This window comes from Pseudomonas sp. NFX15, from assembly GCF_049132105.1.
Lineage (GTDB): Bacteria > Pseudomonadota > Gammaproteobacteria > Pseudomonadales > Pseudomonadaceae > Aquipseudomonas.
The window spans coordinates 70,558-88,632 of the sequence record NZ_JAFMPV010000011.1 but is presented as its reverse complement, the minus strand read 5'-3'; the positions used below and the strand labels follow the sequence as shown (position 1 = coordinate 88,632).

Here is an 18,075-nt window from a genome sequence, read left to right as displayed (position 1 = left end):
CTCAGGCCGCAAAGGCGCCGACCCGCAGCCGGTCATAGGCCTGCAACTCATCGGCATCGAGCGGGATGATGTAAGGCTCGACGGGCTTCTTAAAACTGCTCATCACCCCGTTTTCGTCTTTCTTCAGGTGGCAATGGCAGAACCAGTCGCTGTCGTTGCGCTGTGGGTGATCGACGCGATAGTGGTACAAACCCCAGCGGCTCTCGGCGCGGAACAACGAGGCACGGGCGGCCATTTCGGCGCAGTCGCGGATCATGCTGACTTCCATCGCGCGCATCAGTTCGTGGGCGTTGTGGGCCTTGATCTGGTCGAGGTCGCGCTGGATGTCGCTGAAGCGTTGCAGGCCGATCTGCATCTTCTTCGTCACTTTCGGCGGTTGCAGGTAGTCGTTGACGAAGCGTCGCAGCTTGTACTCGACCTGGGCCGGCGGCAGGCCGTGCTCACGATCCAGCGGGGCATAGACCCGTTGTTTTTCGGCTTCGATCTGCGCCGCGTCCAGCGCTGAAAATTCCCGATCGGCAACAAAATCCGCGGCGTTGTGACCGGCAAACCAGCCGTAGGTGAATGCACCGAGCATGTAGTTGTGCGGCACCGCCGCCATGTCGCCAGCCGAGTACAAGCCCTTGACCGAGGTCTCGGCCTTCTCGTTGACCCACACGCCCGACGCCGAATGCCCACTGCAAAAACCGATTTCCGAGATGTGCATCTCGACCATCTGCGTGCGGTAGTCGGTGCCGCGATTGGCGTGGAACTGGCCGCGACTCGGACGTTCGTTGCTGTGCAGTATTTCTTCGATGTTCTGGATGGTTTCCTCGGCCAGGTGATCGAGCTTGAGGAACACCGGGCCGTTGCCGCTCTCCAGCTCTTGGTGGAACTCCCACATCATCTGCCCGCTCCAGTAGTCGCACTCGATGAAGCGTTCGCCCTTGTTGTTGGCGGTGTAGCCGCCCAAGGGACCGGTCACGTAGGCACAGGCCGGGCCGTTGTAATCCTTGATCAGCGGGTTGATCTGAAAGCACTCCAGATTCGAAAGCTCCGCCCCTGCGTGATAGGCCATCGAATAACCGTCGCCGGCATTGGTCGGGTTTTCGTAGGTGCCCATCAGGTAGCCCGAGGACGGCAACCCCAGCCGCCCGGCAGCCCCGCAGGCGAGGATCACCGCCTTGGCCTTGATCACATGAAAGTCCGCTGTGCGGCAATCAAAGCCCATCACGCCATTGACCGCTCCCTCTTCATCCTTGAGCAACCGCGTGCAGACCAGGCGGTTGGTGATGCTCACCCGCGCCCGCTTCAACTGCCGATAGAGGACTTTCTTGATGTCGTGCCCTTCCGGCATCGGCAGCACGTAGGCGCCCATGTGGTGGACCTTTTTCACCGCGTAGTCGCCGGTTTCATCCTTCTCGAATTTCACCCCCCAGCGGTCCAGTTGTGAGAGAGTTTCGAAGCTGTGGGTGGCATAGGCGTACACCGCGGCCTGGTTGACGATGCCGTCGTTGGCAATGGTGATTTCCTTGGTGTACTGCTCGGGCGTCGAGTGCCCCGGAATGATCGCGTTGTTCAGGCCGTCCATGCCCATGCTGATGGCGCCGCTGCGCTTGACGTTGGCCTTGTCGATCAATAACACCCGCAGGTCGCGGTTGCGTTCCTTGGCCTTGATCGCCGCCATGGGGCCGGCGGTGCCGCCGCCGATCACGACGATGTCGTATTCCTGTTCGAGGGTATTGCGTGTCATGCCTGATCCCCTTTGTGGCGGTCGATTCGCAGGCGGTACTGGAAGGCATCGCCACGGTAATAAAGGTGTTCGAAGTCCACGGGGCGGCCCTCGCCATCGTGGGTCAGGCGCTCGATGCGCATGATCGGCGAGCCGGCCTCGACGTTCAGCGCCTGGGTCAGGTCGCTGTCGGCCAGCACGGCATCGATGGCCAGGTCAGCGTGCCCCAGGGTCAGGCCGCAGTCGTTTTCCAGGATCAGGAAGATATCGCGGGTGACCAGGTCAGCCTTCTCCAGCCGTTCGCCAATGGCCTTGGGCAGGTAGGTGATTTCCAGGGAAATCGGCTCGCGATTGATCAGGCGAACCCGCTTGATCTGCGCCACAGTGTCGCCCTCGGCGACCTGCAAGCGTTCGGCGACGAGCTTGTCGGCGGCGATGAATTTGAAGCTGCGCAGGCGGTTGATCACCTCAAAGCCACGACCGGTCATGGACTCGGCCAGGCCCTGCAGGGTGCTGACGTTCTGGAAGGTTTTCGGCTTGGCGACGAAGGTGCCTTTGCCGTGGATCTTGAAGATCAGCCCTTCTTTTTGCAGGTCACCCAAGGCCTGGCGCACGGTGATGCGGCTGACCTTGAACAGCGCGCCCAGCTCGCTTTCGGAAGGCATCTGGCTGTCTTGCGGGTATTGGCCGTCGAGGATACGGGCGCGCAGCACGTCTCGCAGTTGGGTGTGCAGCGGGACGCTGCTCAGGGACAGAACGTTATCGGTCATGAAGATCACTTGTTATAACGAGTTATGACGTGATCTTAAAGTCGTTATGACAAGCTTGAGAAATACCGAAAAAGCATAAGGTTAGATGCGACGCTTGTTCATGCCCAAAACCCCATGTGGCGAGGGAGCTTGAGAAACCTCACCGCCACCAACGCCGAGCCGGGCGCGTTGTACAAGGCCGGGGCGCTTTTGCGCTCAGTGACGCTGCCACAACCGATCATGCCCCAACGCACCACGTTCATAGCCTCTCCTTGCTGCTCAGCCGATGCGCAAGGCGCGCAGGTCCAGTCGAGCGTCCTTGAGCGGCGGGCACCAGTAGTAGCCGCCGGTGATGGGCCGGCTAATACGGTACAGGCCGTCGGTGATGCCGTCTTCCAGGCCACTCATGCGGCGCAGCTGGGCTTCGAATGCGTCGAGGGAAAAACCAAAGGCCAGGAACATCAGGCCGGCACGGTCGCCTTCGATCCACGGCATCGAGCGGCGCACCACGAATGCTTCAGGTGCAAAGCTTTCCTGGGCGGTGCGTTTGACGTGGGCGGACACCGGCGCGTCGTCGATCTCTTCGTTGTCGCTCAGGCGACGGCCCATGATGTTGTCCTTCTCATGGGACGCCATCGCGTGGAAGCCCTTGAGGTCGTGCTGCCACTGCTGGATCGCGGCGAAGCTGCCACCAACCGTGCCCTGCGCGCCATCAGCCACCAGGGCGGCAGCAACAGCGGCTTGGTCGTGAGGGTTTTCGGTGCCGTCTTCATAGCCGGTCAGGTCGTGGCCGGTCATGTGGCGGAAGGTTTCGTTCATCTGCACCAGGCGCAATGCCGGAGCCAACGCGTCGGCGATGGCGTTGCTGCGATTGAGCAATTCGCCACGGTCGTCACCGTGCAACCAGCACCAAAGCGCGTGTTGCGTCGACGGGTTGTCGACGCCAACGCCGGTCAGTGCCGGGAACGGGCGCAGGCCTGCGAGCTGACCATCCAGTGCCTTGACCAGGGATTCGCCGAAGCCAACCACCACCGATTTGCCGTCCACCAGCCCTTGCAGCTTGTCGAGTGCGGCCGGCAGTGCAGCGACGGATTCGAGCGCGAAGAACATATGGCGGGCTTGAGGCGGAACGGGAGTGGCGAGGATGCCCGGCTGGTAATGACTCATATGAACTCCTTGAAAAAGAGTGCGGAGTTTAACCGGAGTGCGCGGTTTTGTGTGTCGTCAGAGGCCATTACCACAAAAGCGGCTCGCTACAAAGCTCAAGCCACACTGGCGCTTTCATTACGATACGCACTCGGGCTCATCCCAGTCCAGCGCTTGAAGGCCCGGCGAAAGCTGCGTACGTCGCTGTAGCCGACTTCTTCGGTGATGCGTTCGATGGACATCTCCGGGTTGCCCAGCAGGCTCATGGTGCGGGACTGGCGCACTTGTTCCAGCAGGGTTTCGAACGTCAACGCGTGCTCGGTGAGGCGGCGGCGCAAGGTGCGGCTGCTCATGTTCAGGTCGCTGGCGATTTTCTCGATGTGGCTGCCCTCGGTCAGGTCCCGGGCAATCGCCCGTTCCACCGCCTGGATCAAATCCATTTTCTGGTGCACCTGCGCAGCTTCCAGTTCGAGCAGTGCCACCGCCTGGCGCAGGGCCAGGGAATGGTGATTGGGCAGGTGCACGTCCAGCCAATGCGCATCGATCACCATGCGGTTTTGCAGGCAACCGAAATGCACGTCCGGCCCCAGCAGGCGCGAATACTCGCTGAGATAGTCCGGCGCGGCATGCATGAACTCCACGGCCATCGGCTTGAAATCCGCACCGGCCAGCGCCCGGCCGTACACCAACAGGCTGGCGAAAAACTCCTCGACCGCAAACAACTGCACGTCGGCGAACGGCAAGCGGCATTCAACGTCGAGAAACACCCGATCACCCGCCTCCTCCACGCTCGACACGACAATGCCGCCGGAGGTGTGTTGGTGGCGAATGCCCAGTTCAAAAGCATCGCGCAGGGTCTTGCACAGCGACAATACGTGCCCCAGCAAGCCCAGGGTCCCGAGCACATTCTGCGCGCCAACCCACAAACCGAGCCCTTGATTGGGCAAGGCCTTGAGCGCTCGCTGAATCATGGCCACGGCCTGGCGATAGGAGATGCGCTGCGCCGGGTCCTGAAGGTCTTCAAAGGTAAAACCCAGCCCTCGGCACAAGCTTTCGGGGTCGATGTCTTTTTGCCGGGCGACTTCCGCCAGGGTCTGCAGGAGAAACGGCGACACCAGCGCCAGTTCAAAGGTGGGGTCGATCACTTTCATTTGCATGGGGCTATACATTCCGGGCCGAGCTGCATTCTTATTTTTGTTACCGGTTATGTCGAAGGAAGTTAGCACAGGGTTCAAAGCCTGTCCGCAGAAGTCCCCCTAATGGCCGCCAATACCCTGCCTTGCAAGGCGCAGACAGCTTATTTCTATGGGGCGGCCCTCGTATGGATGCCGAAAAGCCCGCTAACAATAATAATGAGTACGCCCATGATCCCGACCCGCACGACACTTCCCCTACTGGTCATCGGCCTGGCCGGCGCCTGCGCCCTGCAACCGGCACTGGCCACCGAGGCTGGCGTGGACAACATCGGCCCCGGCACCGACGGTTTCTTCATGTTGCCGCTGTCGCCCGACAGCCTTCCGCAGAACATGCTGGCGTTCAACCTCTACTACAACCACTACAAAGCCACGGAGCTGAACATCAGCTCCCTCGGCGGCAAAGTGCCGAACGTCGAGATCGAGTCCACCGCCGTGATTCCACGACTGGATTACCTGAGCCCCTTGCGCGTGTTTGGCGGCCGATTGGCCGGCTACATCGCGCAGCCGTGGCTCAAGCAGGAAGTCTCGGTGTTCGGCTTGCACGACACTCGCGAAGGCATGGGTGACACCACGCTCGCGCCGATCATTCTCTGGGACATGGGCCCAAGCCTGACCCTCGGCGCCGCCATCGAGGTCACCCTACCGACCGGCGAATACAGCGTTGATCGCCTGGCCAACACCAGCAACAACTTCTACACCTACAAACCGCTGTTCTCCTTCACTTGGCTACCGACGGACAGAACCGAGGTGTCAATGAAGACCACGTACAGTTTCAACGAGAAAAACAAAGACACCGACTACAAGTCGGGACAGATTTTTCACTTCGACTACTCGGCCAGTTTCAAAATCACCGACGACCTGATGCTCGGCGTCAACGGCTACTACCTCAAGCAAACCACCGACGATAAGCAGTTTGGCCATACCGTGCAGTTCAATGGCGAAGACGTGAATGATGGGGTGCGCGGGCAGGTGTTTGCGATGGGTCCGGCGTTGCACTGGACCTTCCTCAAATACGCCAGCGCGGAGATTCGCTGGGCCAAGGAGTTCGACGTGGAAAACCGGCCCGAAGGGGAAATGCTTTGGGCGAAGGTCAGTATTCCCTATGCGTTTTGACTGAGTTGACACTATCGCGAGCAGGCTCACTCCTACATTGAAATTCATTCCAACTGTAGGAGCGAGCCTGCTCGCGATAGCGGTTAGCCAGACTCAGAATCTTCCTCAGGAATACACCGCCCAGCTATCGACAATCCTCCCACCCCGAACCGCCAGCAAATCCCCAAACTGCAACAGCACCGACTCGGTCTGGGTCGGTCGCAAGAACACCTGATCCTCCACCGTCAGCCCCACCGCCGCCGACCCATTGACCATTTCCTGGTTCGAGCTGCGGCCATACACGCCATTGCTCTGCAACCCCGTTGGCGATTCGAACTCCGCCATCCAGTTGCCGCCATAGATGAAAAACGTCTCGCGCTGATTGGTGTCCCACCAGGAAAACAGCCTGGATTTGTCATCCAGCGCCGGAATGTTCACTGTCCCGGTGCTTTTCAATACCGGCGTGGCGATGTAAGCGGCTGGCACGTGCTCCAGCAGTGACGGCAAATCATAGTGCGTGGGCTTGAGCATCGCCGTGCCCACCGACACTTCGCTGCTGAGCTGTTCGTGCTCATGCATGCGATAGCTCGGGCTACCGGCCGTATTCAGGGTCAATCCTTCATGCCACAAACCGGGGTATTGCTGGCGAGTGAAATCGACGCAGCGGTTGTAGACCACCATCACCTTGGCGAACAGTTCTTCGGGTGAACCCAATATCCCCGGCACACCCATGCCCACGAACGGGTCGTAGCCCATGAACCCGGCGAAATCCAGGTGCTGCGGGTGCTGGCTGATCAGCGTCAGCATCTGCCCGAGGACGCCCAGGTCGCTGACACCACCGCGGTGCAGGCCGACATCCAGTTCAATGTTCACCCGCAATCGTGTACCCAGGCCTTGCGCCAGGGCGAGGTACTGCTGCAAACGCTGCGGCGTATCGAGCAACCACTGCAATTGCTTCGCCGGATCAAAAGGCCCTTTGTGCGACTGATAAAACAACTCGGCCGAACGCACCGGCAGCGGTTTGCCCAGCAGGATGTCGGCCCCGGGAAACTGCATGGCGTCATGATTGAGAAACGGTTGGTGAAACGACATCAGCCGTTGCGTGCCAGCGCGTTGGGCGATGTAGCTCAACAGCCCCGGCGCCGGCAGTGATTTCTCCACCAGGCGCAGGTGTTTGCCGCCGCGCTTGACCGATTGCATCACTACGTCGATGTTGTGATCCAGCCGATCCAGGTCGATCAGCATCACCGGTCGCATCGGGCCGTGGTCCTTGAGCTCGCGGTTCAGCGTGCGGAAATAATCGCTGTAAGGTACACCGCGATCACCCGGCCGCAGCCACGCGCCGACACCCACCAGCACAGCACCGACACCCAGGGTGCCGAGCACAAAATTGCGGCGATTGACCGTCATCCGTTCACCCCCAGAATCGATGACAAATGTGCATTGAGGAATTTGCCGCTGGGGTCGAGTTCCTGCCGCACCTGAATGAATTCCTGCCAGCGTGGATACAGCGGCTGCAGGTTTCTCGCGTTCAGTGTGTGCAACTTGCCCCAGTGCGGGCGGCCGTTGTACTTCCAGAAAATCGGCTCGACGGCGGCGAAGAAGTTGTGATGATCCATCTGGTAATGCTGGTGCACCGAGATCGAACAACTGTCGCGACCTTCGAACATGCTCAGGGGGATGTCATCGGCCTTGACGTAACGGTACTCGATCGGAAACCAGGTGCGCAGGTCCTTGTCCTGGATCAGCTTGAGGATCTCGCGCAAACACGCCGGGCCATATTCGGCCGGCACGGAATATTCCATTTCGTTGAAACGCACCGTGCGCACATTGGCGTAGATATCGAACGAGTCGCCGACCCGGTCCTCGAAGTTGGCCAGGTGACGCAAGTTGTTGACCAGTGTGCGGCGCAGGTCCGGGAAGTCACTGGCGTACTTGTCGATCTTCTCGATCAGTGTGACGAACTCGTTGCCGCCCTCCTCATCCGCCGGGATCGGCAGTGTGGCAGGGTCGGTGGTTTCGTTAAGGGTCATCGACAAGGCGTAGTCAGAATGGGTCACCACGAGCATTTCCCAGTGCTGGTTTTCCCCGGTGTTCTTGTCCAGGTCTTCCAGCAACTCTTCGGTCTTGGCGATCCACTGGTGCTCGCGCAGGCGATACGCCGGGCGGTTTTGCAGGCGTATCTTGCTGGCCACGCCCAACGCCCCCAATGACACCCGCGCCGCATTGAACACTTCAGGATGACGGTTGGCGTCGCAGTCGAGTACCTCGCCGCTGGCGGTCACCAATTGCAAGCCGCAGACGTGCGCCGAATAGGATTGAAAATTCTTGCCGGTGCCGTGGGTCGAGGTCGAGATCGCGCCGGCGAGCGTCTGGTAATCGATGTCGGCCATGTTTTGCAGGGCCTGGCCGATGTCCTTGAGCGGCGTGCCCATGCGTGACATCGGCGTGCCGGCGGCGAACTCGGCTTGCAGCGTTTTCGCATCGTGATCGAGCAAACCGGTGAAATAGCTCAGCGACAACAAGGTGCCGTCGGTGGGCACCAGCGCGCTAAAGGAATGCGCCGAGCCCACCGGGCGAATCTTGCCGGGGGCCTGGCGCACCACCTGCGTCAACTCATCGAGATTCTTCGGCGCCAGCCGCGCCGCCGGCAGGCAACTCTGGCCCCCCGACCAGTTGCGCCAGGGAATCAACCGTGGCGCGCGCAACAGCTCGGCCAGTGCCGGCGTGGAGCCGAGCGCGGAAAAGGCGCCAATGACGCTCGCCCGTTGCAACAATTGACGCCGTGTCAGGTCCATCGTCATGAATCGCACCCTGCCGTTCTTGTTATTGGATTTGCTGGCCGGACATAAAGGCAATCAGCGCCAGGAACTGTTCCTGCGAGCACTGCATGCACATGCCCATCGGCGGCATGCCGTTGTAGCCATTGATGGCGTGATCGAGCAGCGTATCGGCGCCCTGCAACACCCGGGGTTCCCACGCCTTGGTGTCGCCAGTCAGCGGCGCCCCGGCCGCCGGGTTGGCATGGCACAGCTTGCAGCTGTTGTCGTACACCTGTGCCAGCTCCGCGTCGGCAGGCCTTGCAGCGCTGGCTTCGCTGCGGCTCGGCGGGTTTTTCGGCTTTTCGCCACACCCCGTCAGTAACACCGCAAAGACACACCCCACCAGTGCCAAACAAAGGCTAGGCTTTTCAGTTAATCGGCTTGCCTGCATGGCTGTCCTCTCATTGAGTGCCCGGTCAGCCGGGCGCACCTTTTTTATTGTGGTCAAGCACAGGTCAACACTAAGGCACCGCGTATGGGCGGGTTGAGGGCATTGGGGGCCAACAAGGGGGGCTTCTGAGGCCATGACCGAAGGGGCTGAGCAACAGGCGATCCATCACGCTGTGCGGCAAAACGCTGAGATGAGTCATGACAAGCGGGGCCCAAGCCTGCTAAAACGATTCATCAATGCAACACCCAAACCAGAGGGGGTAGCGACATGACCACAGCCAATATTCTTCAGAACCTGTTCCCGAGCCCCGCCGACATTCCGGAAAAGTACCGCCTCGACGGCCAGACCGAGCAACGTGAGTACCTGGTCGATGGCGAGCTGAGAACCTGGAGCGGGCCGCTGGCCCAGGTTCGCAGCCCGGTGTACCTGAGCGGGCCGAATGGCGATGAACAGGTGATCCTGGGCAGCACGCCGCTGCTGGACGCCGACACCGCGCTGACTGCCCTCGACGCCGCCGTGCGCGCCTACGACCGCGGTCAGGGCCTGTGGCCGACCATGCGCGTGGCCGAACGCATCCAGCACGTCGAAACCTTCCTCGCCCGCATGCGCGAACAACGCGATGCCGTGGTCAAGTTGCTGATGTGGGAAATCGGCAAAAACCTCAAGGATTCTGAAAAAGAATTCGACCGCACCTGCGACTACATCGTCGACACCATCAATGCGCTGAAAGAACTCGACCGCCGCTCCAGCCGTTTCGAACTGGAACAGGACACCCTCGGCCAGATCCGTCGCGTGCCGCTGGGCGTGGCGCTGTGCATGGGGCCTTACAACTATCCGCTGAACGAGACCTTCACTACGCTGATCCCGGCGCTGATCATGGGCAATACCGTGGTGTTCAAGCCGGCCAAGCTCGGCGTGCTGTTGATTCGCCCCTTGCTCGAAGCCTTCCGCGTCAGCTTCCCGGCCGGGGTGATCAACGTCATCTACGGCAGCGGCCGCGAGACTGTGAGTGCGTTGATGGCCAGCGGCAAGATCGACATCTTTGCCTTCATCGGCACTAACAAGGCCGCGAGCGACCTGAAAAAGCTCCACCCAAAACCTCACCGCTTGCGTGCGGCGCTGGGTCTGGATGCGAAGAACCCCGGCATCGTCCTGCCGGAAGTGGACCTGGACAATGCGGTCAGCGAAGCGGTGACCGGATCGCTGTCCTTCAATGGGCAACGCTGCACGGCGCTGAAGATCCTGTTCGTCCACGAAGACGTGGTCGATGCCTTCATCGAAAAATTCAATGCCCGGCTGGCCACGCTCAAGCCCGGCATGCCGTGGGACAGCGGCGTATCCCTGACGCCTCTGCCGGAAGCGAGCAAGGTCGATTACCTGCATTCGCTGGTGGCCGATGCCCGGAGCAAGGGCGCCAAAGTGGTCAACCCCAACGGTGGTGAGGCTCGCGCATCGTTCTTCTACCCCGCGGTGTTGTACCCGGTGACGCCGCAGATGCGTGTGTATCAGGAAGAACAGTTCGGCCCGGTGGTCCCCATCGTGCCGTACCGTCACCTCGATACCGTGATCGATTACGTGCTGGAGTCGGACTTCGGCCAGCAATTAAGCATCTTCGGCACCAACCCGGTGGCGGTCGGCCGACTGGTGGACACCTTCGCCAACCAGGTTGGGCGCATCAACCTCAATGCCCAGTGCCAGCGCGGCCCGGACACCTACCCGTTCAACGGTCGCAAGAACTCCGCCGAAGGCACCTTGTCGGTGCATGACGCATTGCGGGTGTTTTCGATCCGCACCCTGGTGGCCACCAAATTCCAGGAGACCAACAAGGAACTGGTCAGCGAGATCATCAGCGGCCGCAGTTCGAGCTTTCTGACCACCGACTATATCTTCTGAGGAGAGACAGCCTGAGTACATCCAGCGCCCAACGCTTGCCACCACTGCTGCGCCGACTGCTGCGTCCGTTGCTGGACCCGTATCGACGCTACCGCCATGCCCGGGTGATCCACGCGGTGCGGGTGTCGCTCGGGTTACTCGCGACGATCCTGCTGACCACCGGCATCAAGCTGCCCCACGGCGAGTGGGCGTCGGTGACGATGCTGGTGGTGATCGGTGGCTTGCAGCATCACGGCAACATCGGCAAGAAAGCCGCCGAACGGGCCATTGGCACGTTGATGGGCGCCGGTATCGGCCTGTTGCTGGTGGCGCAACAAGCCTGGCTCGGGATGCCTTGGTTGACCTATTTCGCGATGTCGGTGGTGTGCGGGTTCTTCTCGTATCACGCCATCGGCAAGGGCGGCTACACCGCGCTGCTGGCGGCGATTACCGTGTTCATCGTCGCCGGGCACGGCGACAACCCGGTCACCGATGGCCTGTGGCGCGGGGTGGATATCCTGATCGGCATTGCCCTGGCCTTGGCGTTCTCCTTCGCCCTGCCGCTGTACGCGGTTTATTCCTGGCGCTATAACCTGGCTGATGCGTTACGCGATTGCGCAAAAATCTACGGTCGCATCATTGACGGCCAGGCCATCACTGCCGACGAGCACTTGCAAATCATGACGCGCCTGAATGCGGTCATGGTGCAACTGCGCTCACTGATGCCGTCGGTGTCCAAGGAAGTGAAGATCTCCATGACCGAACTCGATGCGATTCAGCGCAACTTGCGCATGTGCGTCAGCACCTTGGAAATCCTCGGCAATACCCGACCGGATACCAACGACCCCGAGGCGCTCAAGCGCCTGCAAACAGCCTTGAAAGCCGAACATCGGCAGATTCGCGTGCAATTGATCGGCATGGCCCGGGCCTTGAAATCAGGCGCCAGCCAGCGCCTCAATCGGCCGATGGATTTACCGTTGGTGAGCCTGGATGCGCCGGTCTACAACTCGTTGGATGGCTATCGCCTGTTGACCCAACAACTGGCCGCCAACATCGGTGAGATGCGCCAGCGCCTGGCCAATAGCGCACCGCGCTGGAACATCTGAGCCAGGATCAGGACGTCACCGTTCGCCGCCACTTCAACGTCCACCCTTGTTGCATGCCAGCGGCGGCCAACAGAATCGCTGCGACGCCAATCCATTGCAGCAGCTCAAGGCGATGGCCGAAGGCAAACCAGTCGACAAAAATCGCCGCAATCGGGTAAATGAACGACAGTGCGCCGGTCAGCGCAGTCGGCAGTTTCTGAATGGCGCCGTACAGCAACACGTACATCACGCCGGTGTGCACCATGCCCAGCGTCACCAGGCTCGCCCACGCATTCGGCGCCTGTGGCAATGCCGAAAAATTCGCGAACGGCGCGAGCAACAACACGCCGGTACTGACCTGGACCAGCGCAATCAAGTGCGGCGGCGTGCCCGTCAAACGCTTGATGATCAGCGCCGCTATCGCATACAGAAACGCCGCCCCCAGGGCCAGGGCAATGCCCACCAGGTAATCGCTGCCGCTCTCGCCCTGGCTGCCGTGGGCACTGACAATCGCCAGCATTCCGAGAAACGAAACGCCCAGCCAGGTAAGTTTCTGTGCGGTGATCTTTTCATTGAGAAACAGTGCCGCCAGCCCGACCAGCATGAACGGCTGGACGTTGTACACGGCCGTACCGATGGCAATCGACGCCCGGGAATAGGACGCGAACAACAGCAGCCAGTTACCGACTATCGCCACCCCGCTGAGCACCGCCAGCAAGAACGTGGTGCGGGTCAATATGCCTGGGCGCAAAAAGCCGAACACCGCGCAAATCAGCAACAAGGTGCCGGCACCGAATAGGCAGCGCCAGAACACCACGTCCAGTACCGGTTGCCCGGACACCAGAACGAACCAGCCAATGGTGCCGGAGATCAGCATGGCGGCGGTCATTTCGAGCGACCCGCGGCGAAGGGATTTGTCCATCATCAGGCTCCTGTGTTTATGGGCAAAGTATGCCAATCCGCCCGGGGGGTTCTCCAGCGCAAAAAGCAGGCTAAACTGGTTTTCTGCCTTTTTTATCAAGGTGCTTTTGATTAATTGCCTAACAGGAGATGACCATGACCGACGACATTGACCAGGTGTTGATCACGGCCTTGATGGAGGACTCGCGGCGCTCGCTCAAGGCGCTGGCCAATATCAGTGGCCTGTCTTCGCCCAGCGTCGCGGAGCGCCTGCGCCGTTTGGAAGAACGCGGGGTACTCAAGGGCTATACCGTGGAAATCGACCCGAAATGCTTTGGTTATCAGCTCCAGGCCATCGTGCGCATCCGACCCTTGCCCGGGCAGCTACAGGAAGTGGAAAGGCAAATCCAGGCCATCCCCGAATTCACTGAGTGCGACAAGGTCACGGGGGACGACTGCTTCATCGCGCGCCTGCATGTGCGCTCGATGGAACAACTGGATAGTTTGCTCGACCGCCTCAACAGCCATGCTGAAACCAACACCGCCATCGTCAAGAAAACGCCGGTCAAACGCCGGCTTCCGCCCATGGCGTAAGTGACATTTTGCAAAGGACAGGCGTAGATTAATGTTTTTCCAGCTAAGGATTGGCGTAATGAAAATTCAGCTTCTGTTGATCACGGCGACGCTACTTGTCGGCTGCGGCACGATTCAAACAGTGGTGCGCAATGACGATGTGGCCGTAAAAAGCCTGAAGGAACAGAAGAGCTATTGCGGCGCCGTCCCACGCATCTACAGTGGCGTGACCTACGACTTTTGCTATTTGAATGCCCCCCTGGAGCAAGGCGTAGATGCACAGAACCACACCTGGGCTCCCGCCATCGTGCTTATCGACGTCGTAGCGTCCGGGGTGATGGATACGTTGCTACTCCCCTACACCTTCTACCGCCAGCAAGCCGACGGTAGCATCGTCATCGTGGAATAAAGCCCTGAATTTCAGTTAATAAAAAACCCGCTTAAGCGGGTTTTTTATTTCAAGGTCGACAATCAGTCATCGCGACCCATGATGCCGAACAGCTGCAACAAGCTGATGAACAGGTTGTAGATCGATACATACAGGCTAATCGTCGCCATGATGTAGTTGCGCTCGCCGCCATGAATGATGGCGCTGGTCTGGAACAGGATGCAAACCGAGGAAAACAGCACGAAACCTGCGCTGATCGCCAGTTGCAAGCCGCTGATCTGGAAGAACATGCCGGCCAGCGTCGCACCCAGCAGCACAAAGAAGCCAGCCGTGATGAAACCACCGAGGAAGCTCATGTCCTTGCGAGTGATCAGCACGTACGCCGACAAACCACCGAACACCAGCGCCGTCATTGCGAACGCCGAGCTGACCACTTCAGCGCCGCCCTGCATACCCAGGTAACGGTTGAGGATCGGGCCGAGCAGGAAACCCATGAAACCGGTCAGGGCAAATGCCGACACCAGGCCCCAGGCCGAATCACGGAGTTTGTTGGTAAGGAAGAAAAGACCGTAGAAGCCGATCAGCACCACGAAAACGTTCGGGTAGCCAACACGCATCTGCTGGGCAACGAAAGCCATCACACCACTGAAGGCAAGGGTCAGGGCGAGCAAGCCGTATGTGTTGCGCAGGACGCGGCTAACCTCTAGCTGCTCAGCCTGCACGCTGTTATTAACTGCGTAATCCTGTTCGCGCATGGCGACACTCCTGTTGGTTTGAAACGTTCAGTCGCAAAGATCATAACAGACGCCCTGCAACAAGCGATGCAGAGAGTTTGACAGTGTGTTTCATTCAGGTATTATGGCGCCCGCAACGCAAACGGAGGTGTGGCCGAGTGGTTTAAGGCAACGGTCTTGAAAACCGTCGACTGTAACAGGTCCATGAGTTCGAATCCCATCGCCTCCGCCATCTTTATACGACAAAGCCCTGATTTTTCAGGGCTTTGTCGTTTCTGGCATTTGAGTTTTTAGCATCACCCATCATCAAACCCATCAATAAAGAAATGCGCCTCTGCTCTTGGGGCCTGTCGCTGATGAGCTCTGGAAAACTTGCACCTAAAGAGGCGGGGCATTTAGCCAGTAGAACGCACCTTCCAGATGGCATACGGCTATAGTAGCTTCTGCCTCATCAGAGCTCGCTCGATAAAGAGGACAAAAAATGGAATTGCCTGTCCAGATAGCCGCAGGAGCCGCTTTGTTAGTGGGGACCTGTGTTCTTGCTCGCTTTTTCTATGTGGCGATAAAGGCACCTGAGGCTATGAGCTTGGGCTTAGACAGTGAGCTCCCTCGTTCTCTAGGTTCTCGTATCTATCTTGGGCTGGTTGTAATTAGCTGGGTGGCATTCGCTTTTAGTGGCGCTCATGGCTTGCTCTCGTGGCTTCCTGAAGAGAGTGCCGAAGGGCTCGCGAGTCTTATAGCCTTCTTGTCGCTGTTTCTGCTGGTCCAAATTGAGCGTTCGGCTTACACCCTGCAAGCCTTTCGCAGAGTCCTGAGGGTGCGCCGAGAGCTCGAGCAACTTATCAAATACGCGACCGTCCCTTCGCAAGGCATTATTGAAGGCTTTTGGGAAAAAGCCAGGTCCGCAGAAACAGCGTCGGACCGCGAGGCCTACGCAGAGTTGGCAGAACTAGCGTCGGCCCTGGCCGAGCGCGATAACCAGCTCTGTGATTATGTGGTTAGCCAAGTCCGGCGCGAAGTTGCAGAGCTGGCCGAAGCCCAGCAAAAAGCCCAGCAAGAAGCCCAGCAAGAAGCCGATAAGTTGGCAATTGCGGCAAAAGCGCAAGCGGCCAAGCAGGAGCAAAGCATTAAGCTTCGGCAGGCTCTCGACATAAGCATGGCGGAACTGCCGATAGTCAAGACAATTGACTCGGCCAGTTCTGGGTCTGAAGCGCTTCTCGAGCCTTGTGTGGCAAAGCAGAAGTGGCAGCCGTTGTACGACTTCGGAGAGCGGTTGCGGCAATTGGGCAAGGACGCCCTCATTCCTCAGCTATTGCAGCCGGTGGCTGGCGTACAGCCTATTGCCGGTGTCACTTTCGAGTTGGTGTTCAATGGCACTGAGCGAGATGGTCATTACGACTCACTCAGTGTCAGGGATGGTGCCCAAGGCAGCATTGCGGACGGGGTCACCTTTGAGGCATCCCTCGATGGGTTGATAGCCGCATTCTTTTTACGAGCCGCTTTGCCAGGATGTCTTGCCTGGGGGCACGGGTTCTACGACCACGACCAAGAATTCATCATTACTCAAGAGCGGGCTATCGCAATCCTTGTAGGTTGCCAAATATCCGCCGATGACGCGGGATTACAGACCATTACCGTGCCCGCTGGCTTTCGTGTCTGCTGCGAAGAGGATGGAACGTTGACACTGAAGTGCCTGACCTATCTCCCAGGAAAGGGCTTCTACGACTACGCAGTTAGTGTTGCGGCTGGCTGTGCCTCCAGCGTCCGAGAATCCAAGCTGTTTCAGTGGGGCCAGGGCATCTACTACTGAATCCCCCTAGGCCCTAGGAATCTTGCACCCAAAAGGCTGGATACTTAGTAGGCCAGTACGCACACGCGCGCGAAGCGTGCGGTGAAGCCATTGTTGGTAACGCCAAACCGAGGAAGGCGCCGAAGTTGATGAATGAAGTTGCCATTTCCACCGTGAGGTTCAAGCCGATCAACCCGATGACGCTGGTGAACAAAAGGTTGAAAACCGGTGTCCGGGTCTTTGGGTGCAAGGTACCGAACAGCGACCGCGGCAGCATCATTAGCCCTTGTGCGTTGAGGCGGCGCGTCTCGACGCCGGCCATGCGTTCGATGTCCACGTTATCGCCCACGGCGACGATGCGCCCCTGATTCACGGCGATGGCCTGGGCCCTGGGCAGGCTGGGGTCCATGGTGTGGATGTCGGCGTGGGTGATGATCAAGTCTGCTGCGGTGGTCATGGCAACTCCGGTCAAACGGATTTTTGTTGTGTAAAGCGTCAGCGCAGGGCGGCACTCAGGTGCCGCTTTTCACCTTGCTCCAGAGCCGGGTACGCACGCGCTCCAGTTTGAGTGGCAGCGTCTCGAGCGGGTAAAGCGTGGCCATGACGTCTTTGGAGGGGTACACGCCCGGGTTGTCGCGCAATGGCGGATCGATGAACGCCGATGCGTCTTTGTTGCCGTTGGGGTAGCCGACGTAGTTGGAACTCTTGGCAATCACTGGCGGGCGCAGCATGTAGTTGATGAAGTCATAGCCCTGCTGCGGGTGAGGCGCGTCTATGAGCAGCACCATGTTCTCAAACCATACCGGCGCGCCTTCTCGCGGGATGCTGTAAGCCAGTTTGACGCCGTTGTTGGCATGGTCTGCTGTGACTTTCGCGTTATACACAGAGCCACCCCAGGCGACCACAGCACAGATGTCGCCATTGGCCAGGTCCGTGGTGAACTTCGAGGAATCGAAATAGCGGATGTAGGGGCGAATCTTGCGCAGCAAGTCTTCGGCCTTGAGGTAATCCTCCGGGTTCTTGCTGTTCGGTGGCAGGCCCAGATAGTGCAGCGCGATGGGCACGATCTCTACGGGTGCATCCAGCATCGCCACGCCGCACTGACTGAGTTTTGAGATATTTTCTTCTTTGAAGATCAGGTCCCAGGAATCGACCGGAGCGTTCGTGCCCAGCAGTTGTTCGACCTTGCCCTTGTCATAACCAATGCCTGTCGTACCCCACATATAGGGGACCGCGTAGCGATTACCCGGATCATTGCCTTGGAGTTTCGCCAGAACGTCCGGCGCCAGGTGCGACCAGTTGTCCATACGTCCACGATCCAGTTCCTGAATCACGCCGGCCTTTGCCAGGCTCGGCAACAGGTCGTCAGGCACCATCACCACGTCATAACCGGTGCGTCCGGCCATCAACTTGCTTTCCATCACTTCTGCATTGTCGAAGGCGTCCCAGACCAGCGAGATACCCATATCCGTCTGGAACTCCTTGGGTGTTTGCGGTGCGAGGAAATCCGACCAGTTATACAAGTGCACGCGCGGCGGTTCGGCCCACGCGACACCGATTCCGGTGACAAACGATGTGACAAGGCTGAACTTCATCAAGCGGGGAAACTTCATGGGATGCTCCTGGC

Annotated in this window: 17 protein-coding genes, 1 tRNA gene and 1 pseudogene; 7 read left to right on the top strand and 12 right to left on the bottom strand. The window is 59.3% G+C overall.

Annotated elements, in window-relative coordinates; genetic code table 11:
• Window position 1: 1 nt before the first annotated feature.
• From J1D76_RS14200 to J1D76_RS14180, 5 genes and pseudogenes are all read right to left on the bottom strand, one after another.
• The gene (locus tag J1D76_RS14200) at window positions 2-1,732 is read right to left on the bottom strand and encodes a fumarate reductase/succinate dehydrogenase flavoprotein subunit (protein ID WP_421138906.1); all 1,731 of its coding nucleotides are present in this window, start codon (window positions 1,730-1,732) and stop codon (window positions 2-4) included.
• The gene (locus J1D76_RS14195) at window positions 1,729-2,481 is read right to left on the bottom strand and encodes a GntR family transcriptional regulator (RefSeq protein ID WP_421138905.1); all 753 of its coding nucleotides are present in this window, start codon (window positions 2,479-2,481) and stop codon (window positions 1,729-1,731) included. The genes J1D76_RS14200 and J1D76_RS14195 overlap by 4 nt, the downstream gene beginning before the upstream one ends.
• Window positions 2,482-2,621: 140 nt before the next feature.
• Window positions 2,622-2,723: pseudogene (locus J1D76_RS14190) on the bottom strand (gfo/Idh/MocA family oxidoreductase); the annotation flags it as partial.
• Window positions 2,724-2,739: 16 nt separating this feature from the next.
• The gene (locus J1D76_RS14185) at window positions 2,740-3,627 is read right to left on the bottom strand and encodes a Dyp-type peroxidase (protein ID WP_421138904.1); all 888 of its coding nucleotides are present in this window, start codon (window positions 3,625-3,627) and stop codon (window positions 2,740-2,742) included.
• A 95-nt stretch (window positions 3,628-3,722) separates the two neighbouring features.
• Window positions 3,723-4,763: an AraC family transcriptional regulator gene (locus tag J1D76_RS14180; protein ID WP_421138903.1), complete on the bottom strand. Its 1,041-nt coding sequence runs from the start codon at window positions 4,761-4,763 to the stop codon at window positions 3,723-3,725.
• 207 nt (window positions 4,764-4,970) lie between these two features.
• Here J1D76_RS14180 and J1D76_RS14175 point away from each other — a divergent pair, with 207 nt between their 5' ends.
• A complete protein-coding gene (locus J1D76_RS14175) occupies window positions 4,971-5,915 on the top strand; it encodes a SphA family protein (RefSeq protein WP_421138902.1) in 945 nt (314 codons plus the stop codon).
• Between the two features lie 105 nt (window positions 5,916-6,020).
• On the opposite strand, the gene J1D76_RS14170 is transcribed toward J1D76_RS14175, so the two are convergent.
• The 3 genes from J1D76_RS14170 to J1D76_RS14160 all read right to left on the bottom strand — a co-directional run bounded on the left by J1D76_RS14170 (window position 6,021) and on the right by J1D76_RS14160 (window position 9,107).
• A complete protein-coding gene (locus J1D76_RS14170) occupies window positions 6,021-7,229 on the bottom strand; it encodes a DSD1 family PLP-dependent enzyme (protein WP_421138986.1) in 1,209 nt (402 codons plus the stop codon).
• A 71-nt stretch (window positions 7,230-7,300) separates the two neighbouring features.
• A complete protein-coding gene (locus J1D76_RS14165) occupies window positions 7,301-8,698 on the bottom strand; it encodes a D-arabinono-1,4-lactone oxidase (protein ID WP_421138901.1) in 1,398 nt (465 codons plus the stop codon).
• Between the two features lie 22 nt (window positions 8,699-8,720).
• A complete protein-coding gene (locus tag J1D76_RS14160) occupies window positions 8,721-9,107 on the bottom strand; it encodes a c-type cytochrome (protein WP_421138900.1) in 387 nt (128 codons plus the stop codon).
• A 267-nt stretch (window positions 9,108-9,374) separates the two neighbouring features.
• Between J1D76_RS14160 and J1D76_RS14155 the strand changes: the two genes are divergently transcribed.
• Together J1D76_RS14155 and J1D76_RS14150 are read left to right on the top strand one after the other, a co-directional pair.
• Window positions 9,375-11,000 carry an NADP-dependent glyceraldehyde-3-phosphate dehydrogenase gene (locus tag J1D76_RS14155; RefSeq protein WP_421138899.1) on the top strand — a complete coding sequence of 542 codons (1,626 nt, stop codon included), beginning with the start codon at window positions 9,375-9,377 and terminating at the stop codon, window positions 10,998-11,000.
• 44 nt (window positions 11,001-11,044) lie between these two features.
• Window positions 11,045-12,085 (top strand): FUSC family protein, encoded by a 1,041-nt coding sequence (locus J1D76_RS14150; RefSeq protein ID WP_421138985.1) that lies wholly within the window; start codon window positions 11,045-11,047, stop codon window positions 12,083-12,085.
• A 7-nt stretch (window positions 12,086-12,092) separates the two neighbouring features.
• Here the strand turns inward: J1D76_RS14150 and J1D76_RS14145 are convergent, their stop codons facing one another.
• Window positions 12,093-12,986, bottom strand: coding sequence for a DMT family transporter (locus J1D76_RS14145; RefSeq protein WP_421138898.1), 894 nt, complete (start codon window positions 12,984-12,986; stop codon window positions 12,093-12,095).
• Between the two features lie 134 nt (window positions 12,987-13,120).
• On the opposite strand from J1D76_RS14145, the gene J1D76_RS14140 reads away from it, so the two are divergent.
• A complete protein-coding gene (locus J1D76_RS14140; RefSeq protein ID WP_421138897.1) occupies window positions 13,121-13,558 on the top strand; it encodes an Lrp/AsnC family transcriptional regulator in 438 nt (145 codons plus the stop codon).
• Between the two features lie 58 nt (window positions 13,559-13,616).
• A complete protein-coding gene (locus tag J1D76_RS14135) occupies window positions 13,617-13,946 on the top strand; it encodes a YceK/YidQ family lipoprotein (protein ID WP_421138896.1) in 330 nt (109 codons plus the stop codon).
• Between the two features lie 62 nt (window positions 13,947-14,008).
• Here J1D76_RS14135 and J1D76_RS14130 read toward each other — a convergent pair whose 3' ends face one another.
• Window positions 14,009-14,680 (bottom strand): Bax inhibitor-1/YccA family protein, encoded by a 672-nt coding sequence (locus tag J1D76_RS14130; protein WP_223456995.1) that lies wholly within the window; start codon window positions 14,678-14,680, stop codon window positions 14,009-14,011.
• A 123-nt stretch (window positions 14,681-14,803) separates the two neighbouring features.
• On the opposite strand from J1D76_RS14130, the gene J1D76_RS14125 reads away from it, so the two are divergent.
• Window positions 14,804-14,891, top strand: a tRNA-Ser gene (locus J1D76_RS14125).
• Window positions 14,892-15,140: 249 nt separating this feature from the next.
• Window positions 15,141-16,469, top strand: coding sequence for a hypothetical protein (locus J1D76_RS14120; RefSeq protein ID WP_421138895.1), 1,329 nt, complete (start codon window positions 15,141-15,143; stop codon window positions 16,467-16,469).
• Between the two features lie 13 nt (window positions 16,470-16,482).
• On the opposite strand, the gene J1D76_RS14115 is transcribed toward J1D76_RS14120, so the two are convergent.
• Window positions 16,483-16,905: a hypothetical protein gene (locus J1D76_RS14115; protein ID WP_421138894.1), complete on the bottom strand. Its 423-nt coding sequence runs from the start codon at window positions 16,903-16,905 to the stop codon at window positions 16,483-16,485.
• 55 nt (window positions 16,906-16,960) lie between these two features.
• The gene (locus J1D76_RS14110) at window positions 16,961-18,061 is read right to left on the bottom strand and encodes a polyamine ABC transporter substrate-binding protein (protein ID WP_421138893.1); all 1,101 of its coding nucleotides are present in this window, start codon (window positions 18,059-18,061) and stop codon (window positions 16,961-16,963) included.
• Window positions 18,062-18,075 lie beyond the last annotated feature (14 nt).